10 protein-coding genes and 1 pseudogene are annotated in these 12,413 nt (G+C 47.5%); all 11 read right to left on the reverse strand.

Features of this window, described 5'->3' with window-relative positions:
* Nucleotides 1-42: 42 nt before the first annotated feature.
* On the reverse strand, nucleotides 43-1,065 hold the full coding sequence (locus tag H6F88_RS27190; protein WP_190645943.1) for an LLM class flavin-dependent oxidoreductase: 1,023 nt from the start codon (nucleotides 1,063-1,065) through the stop codon (nucleotides 43-45).
* 113 nt (nucleotides 1,066-1,178) lie between these two features.
* Entirely contained in the window at nucleotides 1,179-2,078 is a 900-nt protein-coding gene (locus H6F88_RS27195; RefSeq protein WP_190645944.1) for a pirin family protein, read from the reverse strand.
* A gap of 126 nt (nucleotides 2,079-2,204) precedes the next feature.
* Nucleotides 2,205-2,411, reverse strand: a pseudogene (locus H6F88_RS27200) (alpha/beta hydrolase); the annotation flags it as partial.
* A 349-nt stretch (nucleotides 2,412-2,760) separates the two neighbouring features.
* A complete protein-coding gene (locus H6F88_RS27205) occupies nucleotides 2,761-3,117 on the reverse strand; it encodes a hypothetical protein (RefSeq protein ID WP_190645945.1) in 357 nt (118 codons plus the stop codon).
* A gap of 115 nt (nucleotides 3,118-3,232) precedes the next feature.
* Nucleotides 3,233-3,703, reverse strand: a complete 471-nt coding sequence (locus H6F88_RS27210) for a nuclear transport factor 2 family protein (RefSeq protein WP_190645946.1) — start codon at nucleotides 3,701-3,703, stop codon at nucleotides 3,233-3,235.
* Between the two features lie 229 nt (nucleotides 3,704-3,932).
* Nucleotides 3,933-4,688 (reverse strand): SDR family oxidoreductase, encoded by a 756-nt coding sequence (locus H6F88_RS27215; protein WP_190645947.1) that lies wholly within the window; start codon nucleotides 4,686-4,688, stop codon nucleotides 3,933-3,935.
* Entirely contained in the window at nucleotides 4,685-4,867 is a 183-nt protein-coding gene (locus H6F88_RS27220; protein WP_190645948.1) for a hypothetical protein, read from the reverse strand. Before H6F88_RS27220 ends, H6F88_RS27215 begins: the two co-directional genes overlap by 4 nt.
* A gap of 187 nt (nucleotides 4,868-5,054) precedes the next feature.
* On the reverse strand, nucleotides 5,055-5,612 hold the full coding sequence (locus H6F88_RS27225) for a DsbA family protein (protein WP_190645949.1): 558 nt from the start codon (nucleotides 5,610-5,612) through the stop codon (nucleotides 5,055-5,057).
* 218 nt (nucleotides 5,613-5,830) lie between these two features.
* Nucleotides 5,831-6,490 carry a response regulator transcription factor gene (locus tag H6F88_RS27230; protein WP_199333815.1) on the reverse strand — a complete coding sequence of 220 codons (660 nt, stop codon included), beginning with the start codon at nucleotides 6,488-6,490 and terminating at the stop codon, nucleotides 5,831-5,833.
* Nucleotides 6,487-6,867: a four helix bundle protein gene (locus H6F88_RS27235; protein ID WP_347277753.1), complete on the reverse strand. Its 381-nt coding sequence runs from the start codon at nucleotides 6,865-6,867 to the stop codon at nucleotides 6,487-6,489. Before H6F88_RS27235 ends, H6F88_RS27230 begins: the two co-directional genes overlap by 4 nt.
* 1 nt (nucleotide 6,868) lies before the next feature.
* On the reverse strand, nucleotides 6,869-12,413 hold a 5,545-nt coding region (locus H6F88_RS27240), incomplete at its 5' end, for an AAA family ATPase (RefSeq protein ID WP_190645951.1).

A 12,413-nucleotide genomic window follows, 5' to 3' on the forward strand; every position in this document is an offset into this window, starting at 1 on the left:
ATATAGAACGATGGCTAGGTTGTCTACGATCGTGAGCATATTTTAATTGTTCAAGAGTGGTGACATTCGCGTGCCAATTAGTTCAATGGAGCGCATCAGTTGGGCGTGGTTCATCTGCGCGTTGTCCATTTGAAACGTTACTCTCGAAATGCCGCCGAGCGATTCGCTATGACGGCGGATTTTCTCCGCCACTTCTTCGGGACTGCCGACTAGTAACGCGCCGGTCGCACCGCGCTGGGCGTCAAAAGCGGCGCGCGTAACAGGCGGCCAGCCTCTCTCTTTGCCGATTCTAGTGAAGGTTTCGGCGTAGCCTGGAAAGAACTCTTCAACGGCTTGCTCGGTCGTGTCGGCGACATAACCGATTGAATGCAATGAAACTTTCAATGTTTCGGGCGCGTGTCCGGCGCGCTTTCCGGCATCGCGGTATAAATCGACGAGCGAGCGAAAGCGATGCGTTTCGCCGCCGATAATGGCGACCACGAGCGGCAGTCCAAGCATTCCGGCGCGGAGGAAAGATTGCGGCGTACCGCCGACCCCGATCCAGATGGGAAACGGCTTTTGCAGCGGACGCGGATAAATTGCTTGGTTTTCCAGTGCGGGGCGAAATTTGCCCGACCAATTGACCGTTTCATTATCCCGAATTTTGAGCAAGAGTTCGAGCTTTTCAGCGAAAATCTCGTCGTAATCGCCGAGACTAAATCCAAACAGCGGAAAGGCTTCGGTGAACGAGCCGCGCCCGACAACCATTTCGGCACGACCTTTTGAAATCAAATCGAGCGTGGCGAATTGTTGAAACACGCGCACCGGGTCAGCCGCGCTCAGCACCGTAACCGCACTGGTTAGACGGATGCGCTCGGTGCGTGCGGCGGCAGCCGCGAGAATAACCGCGTTTGCCGAATCTAAAAATTCATGTCGATGATGCTCACCGATACCGAAGATATCCAAGCCGGAACGATCCGCCTGCTCTATTCTCTCCAGCAGTTCGGCGACAGACTGCGCGGCATCAGCCGTTTCACCATTTTCACTCGTTCCAACCGAGGCAAAACTGTCAATTCCAACTTCCATATCATTTCCCAAGCGTTTTGCGAATGAAATAGACTTAATCCGAAATAGTAGAAAGCCTTGCTGTACGAGTTAAGCTGCTGTTCTCTCGCTCAGCAAAAAACGCTTAATCATCGTCAGCTCAGAGGGGTCACGCTACTACCGCGATCTGAATCATCAGGGAGCGGAATGAATTCAGTTTCACCGGGAACCGCCGGGAAGCGGCGGTCTTGCCAATCTCGTTTTGCCTGCTCGATACGCGCTGAGCGGCTCGACACAAAGTTCCAGTACTTTGTGCGATCGCCCACTGGTGCCCCGCCGATAATCATTGCTTTTGCCTCAGCCTCCGCCCGGATATCTACTGATTCATCCGGCGCTAAAACGGCTAAACGATATGGCTCTAAAGGCTCTCCATTTATGAACAGTCCAGATGTGACGCTATAAACGGCCCTTTCTAAACCTTCTGTTGGCGCTAGCTGAAATTGACTACCCCCTGTGAAAACGAGCGCTAGGTAAAGAGTAGCAGAGTAGGTTTTAACGGGTGATTGGTGAGACTGGTAGCTACCGGCGATCAAGGTCGCACTGGTGCCTGTTTGAGTCCACCTCGGTAAATCAGTCGCCGGATAATGTGAAAAGCTGGGTTCAACTTCTTCAGCGCTTTCGGGGAGGGCAATCCAGGTCTGAATGCCGTGAAGAGTAGATTCTTTCTCTCTAAAGCTCTCGGGCGATCGCTCAGAATGAACAATACCTTTGCCCGCTGTCATCCAGTTCACCTCGCCCGGAAAAATCTCTTGTACTGTACCTAGACTGTCTCTATGCAGAAGGCTTCCTTCAAACAAATAGGTAACCGTTGCTAAATTGATGTGTGGATGGGGTCTAACATCGACGCCTTTTCCAGTCGGGAAAATAGCTGGGCCTAAGTGATCAAAAAAGATGAAAGGTCCAACCATTTTTAGGGTTTCACTCGGTAAGATGCGATGTACGCTAAACCCACCTAAGTCGTGCTTTTCAGGCGTGATTAATTGCTGAATACTCATTTTTGTCCGATCCATTCTTAGTTGACGTTGTAGACGAAGACACAATCACGCCCTAGCATGTAAACCTACTTCAGCGGGGTGAATCACAGAGTTTTTTCGCAAGCCAGAAAAGCAGCAGATCACTAATTATTCCTGCTGAAGAAAGCCCAGTAACAGGGGATTGACCTGATCGGCGTGAGTCCAGTTGATCGCGTGTGGTCCACCAGGAATGACAACCAGTTGACTGTTTTTAATCAGCTTTGGAAGTCTTGCTGCGGTGGACTCCAGTGGCAGAATGCGATCGCTATCTCCATGAATGATCAGGGTTGGTACATCAATGCGAGGCAGATCATTGAATTAATGATGTGTTTTTGTCTGTTGCATCACAATTGTTAAGCAGCGATCGAGCACCGTCTTAACAATGCTGCGTGAAGCAGACTTCAAGATGGGGCAAGCATTCATTGCCTACCATTACTTCAGAACGACAAGAATCCTTCATTGTTGCCTGAGCGCGATCGCCGCGTTTGCCGCCTCTAAGATGGCTTTAATTCTGCTTCGGTAGCCAGCGCGGTACGCACACCAGCATCGAGATTCATACGGTCTATAACAACCCAAGCTCAGCGACCCGGTCCGCGATGACAGCGTGGATTACAGCCGGAGCGCGACAGCCGGGTTCGCTGCAGTGTCTTGTTAGGCAGCAAAATCACCACGCACCCCGGCTGACGCGACGAAACCAGGCTCCACTTGCTGCTCCTGCTAAAGCGATTGTGGAGTAAGCCGCTAAAAAAGCGACTCCAACAGGGATTAACGGACCGCCGGGCAGAAAAAGAAGCATATACGTCAGTTGACCAAGAATAATACCGGCATAGTGCGACCAAACATGTTTAGGCCGAGCAAAGCCAACGGTAAGGCCAACAATAAGAAGTGCTGCGGAATAATAAAAACCTGTCGCATCCCAATCCCACGGTTCGACCTGCCCGGATAAGGATGGTGACAAGGCCCAGACCATTGCGCCGCCCACAAACGAGAACAAAAAATTTATCGCTAACTCTCTTTTCATTCTTCACCCTCGCTACATAACGACCAAGCTCACCGGACGCAGATAACCTTGAAAACTCAACCGACCAAACTGTAGCGTTCCGGTGCAACGCATGGTTAGGCATCATAGGCTGCTATTACACCTCGAACTCCGGCCGGTTCGGAGCGATTTTGATGGTCCAAGTCCCCTTCTGGCTGAAAGTGCGAGCGGTCGCGAAAGTATCCTCCATGAACTGAAAGTACACGATCTTCCCGTTGTGCACCTTTGCGTGGATCGAGAACGGTGAGGTCACCGCTTTGCTCAGCGAGACCGAGCGGTACGTGAACCTGCCGAACACAGCAACGTTCTCGCCTTCACCGAAGAGGGCGGTAACGGCGAAGTCCTCGATTGCCCACCATTTCTCAACCCGGGAGAACGTATCGATGAACGCTTGGGGACCTTTAGAGGTTCCCGTCCAAGGCAAGATTTGCTTCAGTTCAGGGTTGTCGAAATTCAGGGAAATGTATGTTGCGTCCTCCGCGACGAGCCGTCGGGCCGCCGCCTCGACCTTTTCGATTGCCGTATTTGCCAGAAACTCTTTGATCACTTCGGTCGGTTGGGTACTCATGTTAACAATTCCTTTCTTTAGTTTTGTGGTGGTGAGGCAAAAGACACTTGGGACATTATCATCAACTCCTAAGTTCTCTTTGTCTTAGTTCACTTGAGTGTAGTCAGTTCCAACACTCAACTTCTTGCAGATTCCTATGGAGTTTCTGATGGAGTTAGCGAACCAATTTCAGTGTTGCTTTAGTGAGTCGCTTGAAGTGCTGTATCAAACATTTTGCACTGCCTTTCGACTACTGCGCTACATACCCGCCGTCTACCATCAACGTTTCACCTGTTGTGAACGATGCCAGGTCAGATGATAAAAACAGGACTGCATTTGCAACTTCAAGCGGTGTTCCAATTCGTCCGATCGGGTGAAGTCCTGCCATGTGAGCTTTAACTTCATCCTGTCCACCTGTCGCTGCTTCAAACATATCTGTTTCGATTACCGCTGGTGCAACGACATTGATGCGAATCCCCGCTTTGGCATATTGGAGCGCAGCCGCTTTTGTCAAGCCTATTACTGCACTTTTACTCGCGGTGTAGAGGGGGAAGGTAGGAAATGCAACGACTCCATTCGCAGATGCCGTATTGACGATTGAACCACTTCCCTGTTTCAACATCTGAGCGATTTCATGTTTCATCGACAACCAAATGCCTTTGACATTGACGTTCATCGTGCGATCGTATTCAGCTTCTGTTTGCTCAATCAGTGAAGGATTTTCGCCGATCGTTCCTGCATTGTTAGAAGCAATATCTAACCGACCAAAAACGTCAACCGCTTTATCAACCATTGCTTGAACATCGGCTTCTTTCGTGACATCTGCTTGCACAAAAATCGCCTCTCCGTCAGCCTCCTGAATCAATCGAACCGTTTCTTCACCTTCATCCATTCGACGACCCACCACCACCACCTTTGCTTGTTGCTGGGCATAAGCGATCGCCGTTGCTCTGCCAATTCCCGATGTGCCTCCGGTGACTAACGCCACTTTATCTTGCAGTATCATTCTGTTTCTCCTATTTCAATTTCATCAGTTTGTATCGGATAAGTTTGTCTCAGCAACTCAGTGACTTGTTGTGCGATCGCAATCAGGGCATGATTAACTGAGGAGTCGCGAAGAGAATCAGTCTGAGGTGTACTTTCATGCCTAGAATTATTCTTGCCTTGTACTAATGAACGTGTCATGGAATTATCCTCAATGAAATACCGATTTGTAATTGACTAAATCAATATGCAGGAATTCAGGTGTTGGCATGGTTCAAAAAGCGGTAATTTTGTTCAGCAGAATAGGCAAAGTCTAGCCATCAAAATTAGATGGCTTACAGCACTTACAGGCAAGTCAGATATGAATTGAGAGCAAAGATCGGGGAACTTAATGACTTGCAGCGACAATGGCTGCCATCAACTCTGTTATTTTCCAGCGTCCGGTATACCGAATGTTATTGATAAATAGGGCTGGAACAGTTGTTACTCCACTCTCTACTCCGCCTTCGATGTCTTCATTGATCCGATCGATATGCCTTTGTTTAGATAACTCTTTGAGAAATTGAGGGATATCAAGCCCTAAATCATTGGCGTACTCTACAAGATAACCGTTCTCCAACCTTTGTTGATGGTCAAATAAAGTGTCGTGCATTGACCAAAACTGTCCTTGAGCAGCGGCGGCTTCGGCAGCTTGAGCAGCTCGTTGAGCACGGGAATGAATCTGTGCTTGCGGAAAATGACGGAAGATCAAACATAAATAATCCTCTCCAAAAACAGCACTAAGCTCTCGTTTGATCGCTTTAATCAGCTTGTAAACCTCCGCACTTCTAGGGCATTGATAGTCTCCATACATCACCAGCACTACCTTGGCACTCAGAATACCTTGAATCCAATCTTGAGTTGAAGGGGGTACAAGTAAAGAACTGTGGCTACGATCGTCGCTCATCTTTTTACATCTGTATCAAGCATAGAACCGTGCAATTTACTTGCTCGATCCATTTGCATGACTGCTTGCATAAATTCAATATAGGTGGTCGCCTTCAAGCTGTCACCTATAGCAAGTTAAATTTTTTACAGTGCAAATTGATAGATTAACCGTTCCATCGCAGAGTAGAAGGCTGGCTCTAACTTAAGTTAGACTCCCAATTCGATCGAAAGTACACCCTATAAACTAACAATGCCGCGTTTAACAGCAACAATCACCGCTTGGGTGCGATCGCTCACATCCAATTTATTCAAAATCCGATTGACATGAGATTTAACAGTGCCTTCACCGATACTTAAAGCAGTCGCAATATCGGCATTACTCATCCCCTGTGCTAGTGAACGAAGTACTGCCAGTTCTCGTTCACTCAGTTCTGGATTGCTGAGGCGCTGTACTAACTTTGCTCCCACATCAGGCGGAATGTACTTCTGACCCCGATGAACGGTACGAATGGCATTCAGAAGCTCGTCAGGTTCAGTTTCTTTCAACAGGTATCCTTTTGCGCCTGCCTGCAATCCCCGATAAATATCTTCGTCACTATCATACGTGGTCAGTACAATAATCCGAGCGGATTTAGCAGCAGCACAAATTGCACCGATGGCGGCAACTCCTTCCACTTCCGGCATTCGCAAATCCATGAGTGTGATATCGGGTTGGTGTTCCCAAAATAGCGCGATCGCTTGTTCCCCATTTTCGGCTTGGGCAATCACCTGCATCTCTGGGTCACGGTTAATAATCGTGGCTAATCCTTGCCGAAAGATAGCGTGATCGTCCGCAATCAGAACCCGAATCGGGGGTGTGGGGTGTAGGGTGTGGGGTGTAGGGTGTGAAGTAGTCAATGGTTGTCTATCCCCCTTTGAAGGCTCTGAAGGAGGCGATTGAGTAACCGTCCCGTGCTTCCAGACAAACTCATCAATTCAGTAATGTCATCAATATAATTTAAACTATTAGCAAGGAGAAGCAAAGTTTCTAGTTCTTTGAGACTTCCATTTGCAATACTGAGAAACTGAAGATATTCCTTACGATGATTCCTTCCATATCCTTCAGCAATGTTGGCAGGCACAGAAACACAGGCTCTACGAATCTGTGAAGTTAGTCCATAGATTTCATGCTTTGGTAGTGCTTCTGTTGCTTGATAAGCTTCCTTTGCCAATCGCATTGACACTCTCCAAACCTCCAAATCACGATAACTCTCTAACTTACCCGCACCCCACACCCTACACCCCAACCACAACAATAATTTCTGTTCCTTGTCCAGGTTGACTCCGAATCGTGAGCTGTGCGCCAATGCGCTCTGCCCGTTCGCTCATGCCGAGTAAGCCAAATCCCTCAGAGGATGGAATACTTCCAACTCCAAAGCCCTGTCCATTGTCTTTCACGCGCAAGCAAAACTGATCGCGATCGTAGGCTAGCTCCACTCGAATTTCGTCAGCATTGGCATGTCTAATCGCATTAGTTAATGCTTCCTGCCCCATCCGCAGTAGGTTATTCTCGACTTCAGTGGGGAGAGAATACACTGCACCCTCAATCTCATAATATAAGGTGGTATCCATTGCGGCAGTTCTGAGTTGAGCGACGAGACGATGGAGAGCGCTCTGTAGACTGCCTTCTTCCAAAAGCTGAGGACGCAGCGCGACGACCGATCGCCGCGCTTCAGATAGTCCAGTTCGTGCCAATTCTTTGATCAGATCCAGGTGTGCCCCAGTTGCTTCTACATCATCCGTTAGCACCTGTTTTGCCGCTCCCACCTGAGCCAGAATGCCTGTAAACGCCTGAGCGAGTGTGTCGTGAATTTCGCGTGCCATGCGGTTGCGTTCATCCAAAATCGAGGCTGCTTCTGCTTGCTTTTGCAGCGTAATATTTCGCACCAACCAAATTACCTGCTCGTGGTCGATTGGTGCAATGCGAGCCGAAAACCAGGCTTCTCGTCCAGATAGCCACTGGCTGTATTCAACGGTGAGTACTTGTTGGGTTCTCAGCACCTGCTGAATGTAACCCAGTAATTCATCAGCTTGTTCTTTATCAAAGAGTTGATGCAGTGTTTTGCCAACAAGTTCCTCTTTATACAACTCTCTGTATGATGGATTCCCTTCGGTTACGCAGATCACTTGCCCTTCAGCAGTAAAGATACACATTGGATCGGGAATGGCTGAAAACAGCGCCCGCAGTTCTGCTTCAGAGGCTTGCAGCGCTGCTTCTGCTGAAACGCGATCGCTAATATCTACAACCACCCCTTCGATGTATCCATCGGCTGAATTCAGATAAGAAGAGAAAAGTACCCAAAACAATGTCCCATCTCGTTTCCGCACCTGGGCTTCAAAGTTTCGCACTTCCCCATCCCGCTTCAGCAACTCAAGGAATTGTTGGCGGTCGCTGGGATTAACATAGTAGCCTGCGGTGTGTTCAATCCCAATGATCTCCTCTGGTGAGTCAAAGCCATACAGATTGGCAAAGCGTTGATTGGCATCGAGAATTAATCCATCCGAGAGGCGGGTTCGGTAGATGCCGACCTGCGAGTTTTCAAAGATAGCTCGGAACTTGGCTTCACTGCGTTGTAACGCAGCAGTTCGTTCTGCGACCTGTTGCTCTAAAGTGCAGTTGTAGTCGGCTAGGAGTTTCTCGGCTTGTTTGCGCTCTGTAATGTCCTGAAAGGTAGCGATCGCATAAGTGATATTGCCCTGTTGATCAAAAACTGGTGTTCCCCGTGCCTCAAGTAGAATGGTGACATTATCTCGACGAATTTCTATATCTTCAGTCCTGATGCGTTCGCCCCTTAATGCCCGAACATTAGGCAAGCTCTCCGCTGGATAGATTTGATCCGTTCCTGCTACATAAAGCTGGTAAGCCTCTGAGAGCTGCTCCGGTGCTATGGAAGTATCAGTTTCTTTACCTAGGAGTTGAGTGCCGCATTGGTTGGCATAGTAAGGGCAACCCGTCGCATCCACGATCGCGATTCCCACCGGAATCGCTTCAAGGAACTGGGCGATCTTGCTTTCCTTAGCCTGCAGTTCTGAGTAAAGGTTGGCATTTTCGATGGCGATCGCTGCTTGAGTCGATAATAGCTGCAAGACCTGCGATCGTTCTGGTGTAAATACTCCAGCGGCTAATCGATTTTCTAAATACAATACACCGACCAGCTTGGCTTGATTCAGCAGCGGCAAACAGAAAACAGATTGAGGCTGGTTCTGTTGAATGTATGGCTCATTAATAAAATCACCTTCACGAGTCGCATCATTTAAGATGACAGGCTGCAGAGTCCGAATCACATATTGAATGATTGATTCTGGCAATTGATCGGTAACTGAAATAGACTGTAACACCTGAGTCGCGCAAGCATTCTCATCGGCATTGAATTCACAAGCCGCTTCAATCGACCACTCTCCTGAGTTTTCTAAAATCAGATATCCGGTTTGTGCGCCAGCATTCTCAATTAAAATTTGCATCAGTGATCGCAGCAATTGCTTCAGTTCAATTTCACGAGAAATCGCCTGTGAAGCTTTCATCACTGCTGCTAAATCGAAAGCAGTATGGAAGGGATTAGTGATAGTTTCAGCAGTAATAGGAATTGATGTGGAAGCGGCTCTAGACGACTGAGAAAAGAACTGTGGATAGCGAGTTTCTAAATCTTTAACTTTAGCGGTTGCGCCCCAGCGATCGTAGCAATAGTGTGCCTCTTTCATGTAGGTCTGAGCAATCTTTTCCCGACCTCGCGCTAGATAATGTTTAGCCGCTAATTCATAAGCTAATGCTTCTTCCTGGATATACTCATTTTCAGCAGCACCTGCGATCGCTCGTTCGTAAAACTCTTCAGCCTCAAGAAATTGCCCTGAGACTTGCGCTTTCTCTGCCTCGACTAAATAAAATTTATGGAGATAATTCATTGGGGCGTGTTCTGCCCATTTCTGCATTTTTTCTTGGTTGGCGTTAACACAGTTTAGCCAAGCTGCTTTTTCAGAGTTTGAAGCATCAGGCGATAGGCTCAAAAGCACCAGCGAATGATAGAAACAGAATATAGGTAGAACCGTTATTGCTGTCACCTCTTCAAAATGTTGCCTTGCCAAAATAGCAGTCTGTTCAGCTTGACGGTGTTCTCCAAATAGATAACACAACATGACTTTGTGCAAATAGAGTATTTGGATTGCAGTTCCATCTTTAACTGCAATAGCGTGTGATAACGCCTGCTCTTCATGATGTAGCCTACTAAGTAAGCGGCTGGAATCCTCAGGTCTATCTTGCAAATTAAGAATAGTTTGTCGCAATATTGCCAGCCAATTCGAGGGACTTTCTCGTCTAATTTGGTCAACCGCTTTGCTGTAAACTGCTGTTTTTTGTTCCAGTTGGGTGAGTTCTTCTCCAGCAAGAAACGAGTAATAGCACACGTAATATGCAGTATAACCAGCAGTTTCAAAGTCTCCAGTTTTCACTCCATTTTGATAGGCATCAACCAGCATGGGTATTGTGTTCCTAAGATGCACCTTCCAGTGCATGATATGGACATTCGAAAACATTAAGGTTCTAGCATTTCCTCTGGTATTCAATCGTTCTGCCAAACCCAGAGCCAATTTGCCGAACTCATAACCGAATTCAATGTCTTGAACAACTCCACATAGAACAAACCCGTAGCCAGCATAAAACACTGATGACCAGACGGCATTCCCGTAGTTAATTGATAAATCTACCGCTTTGCAAGTAATCAGCATGAATAGTGCTGGTGACCTGATAAATGCAGCAGACCTCATACTCGCCAGGATTGACATAGCTGCCAGCGGTTCTGGTGCAGTCATCTCTGGTAAATTAATCAAGTTTTCGATTTCTCGTTCAGCGAGTAATGCAGCCGTTGACTTCAATTCCCTTTGAATATCTGCCTGACTTGGATTTTCTATTAAATCTATTCCCAAGAGCTTTAACGCTTCCGATCCAGTTTTGAGTGCTTCTTTCAGGTTGCCCTGTGACAAATATCCTTGAATTCTGGTATCGTAAGCTTGCACTTTGTCAACCACTGTTTTGCCACGATCAAGTACTACTTCTACCAACTGTTCCATCTCATCAAAACGACCCTGGAGATACGCCGCTTCTGCTGCTTCTGAGTACAACGCTAAGGTCAGGTCATACTCACTCTGCCAACTCTCTGAATTGAGGAGTTGAATCCCTGTCGTGAAATACTTAAAAGCTGCTTCATAAGCCGTTGCTGCCTTTGCTTTCTGACCTGCCGTTAAATTCAATCTGGCAATTTCAGTTCGTTCTGGTTGAGCAGTGACAAGCTCCGTTCCTTGATCGAGATGATCCACAATAGTAAACAGTCGATCGAATCGTTGCTCCGGTGAAGTTTTTTCAAGCAAATTGCGACCGATTTGGAGATGAACTACTTGTTTGCACAACTCATCAATTAGGGCATAAGCCGCTTGCTGCACGCGATCGTGCAGAAACTTATACTCTTGAACCAACAAATCCTCATCCAATTCAGACAGAGGTTGAATTAATCCCGCTTGTATTGCTTCTAATAAATCCTGAAAAATTGCTTTCGGTGACTTTTCGCAAACGGTTCCTTCGGAGTTGCGCTCTGCGCTAAGCGCCAACGTTTCTAAATCAAACTCAGACCCAACACAAGCCGCGATGGAGAGAACTTGCTGTGTTGCTTCCGGCAATTTCTGCAACTGACGCAGCAGCAACTCCACCACATTATCGGTGATATCTTGAGCTTCAATCTCAGCCAGGTTCCACTGCCAGCTTAACTGTTGGGCATCAAAGGTCAACAGGTTTTCGCCATACAGCAGCTTCAAAAATTCACCCACAAAGAAAGGGTTACCCTCGGTTTTACGCAACACGATTTGGGCTAAGGAACGAACGGCATCAGGATTGCGATGTAACGTCTCAGCCACCAGTTGAGTCAACGGTTCCAGCGTTAAAGGAGTCAAGGTAATTTCTTGAAGCGCTGCACCCTGATTTCGCAAGCTCTCCAGCATCAAAATTAATGAATGCGTTGGAGACACCTCATGATTTCGATAGGCTCCGATCAAAAACAGAGATTGAGTTTGCTCGTCAAGTAAGATGAGTTCAATTAACTTCAACGTCGCAGAATCGATCCACTGTAGATCGTCTAAAAAGATGACTAGGGGATGCTCTTTTGCACAAAACGCCCGCACAAACCTTTGAAACGTGAGATTGAAGCGATTCTGTGCTTCTGTTGCTCCAACTTTGGGCACAGGTGGCTGCTTACCAATAATGAACTCAACTTCGGGAATGACATCAATGATGATTTGCCCATTACTTCCCAAAGCAGTGAGTAGACGCGATCGCCATACTTCCACCTGTTCATTGGGTTCTCCCAAGAGTTGCTGCACCAATTTTTGCAGGGCATCGACAATCGCGCTGTAGGGAATATTGCGCCCAAATTGGTCAAATTTACCCCAGATAAAATAGCCGTGCTTTGCGGTGATCGGTTTAGAGAGTTCCTGTACCAATGCTGTTTTGCCAACGCCAGCGTAACCAGAGACCAGCATCATTTCACGGACTGCCTTACTCCCTGCCACTCTGTCAAACGCTACCCATAATGCTGCAATCTCCGCTTCTCGCCCATACAGTTTTTGAGGAATACGGAACTGCTCGGAAACATCTTGCAGTCCCAACGATATGGCGTTAATCTGACCCATTTCTGCCAGTTGTTGGGCACAGCGCTCTAGATCTGCTTTGATACCCCAGGCACTTTGATAACGATCCTCTGCATTTTTTGCCATCAGTTTCATAATCAGGTTTGAAACAGGT

The organism is Oculatella sp. FACHB-28, assembly GCF_014696015.1.
GTDB lineage: Bacteria > Cyanobacteriota > Cyanobacteriia > Elainellales > Elainellaceae > JAAUTN01.

Bases quoted from the DNA above. Each gene is read 5' to 3' on its own strand.
- H6F88_RS27210 (WP_190645946.1), bottom strand. From the start codon at position 3,703: ATGAGTACCCAACCGACCGAAGTGATCAAAGAGTTTCTGGCAAATACG.
- H6F88_RS27195 (WP_190645944.1), bottom strand. From the start codon at position 2,078: ATGAGTATTCAGCAATTAATCACGCCTGAAAAGCACGACTTAGGTGGG.
- H6F88_RS27225 (WP_190645949.1), bottom strand. From the start codon at position 5,612: ATGAGCGACGATCGTAGCCACAGTTCTTTACTTGTACCCCCTTCAACT.
- H6F88_RS27205 (WP_190645945.1), bottom strand. From the start codon at position 3,117: ATGAAAAGAGAGTTAGCGATAAATTTTTTGTTCTCGTTTGTGGGCGGC.
- H6F88_RS27190 (WP_190645943.1), bottom strand. From the start codon at position 1,065: ATGGAAGTTGGAATTGACAGTTTTGCCTCGGTTGGAACGAGTGAAAAT.
- H6F88_RS27220 (WP_190645948.1), bottom strand. From the start codon at position 4,867: ATGACACGTTCATTAGTACAAGGCAAGAATAATTCTAGGCATGAAAGT.
- H6F88_RS27215 (WP_190645947.1), bottom strand. From the start codon at position 4,688: ATGATACTGCAAGATAAAGTGGCGTTAGTCACCGGAGGCACATCGGGA.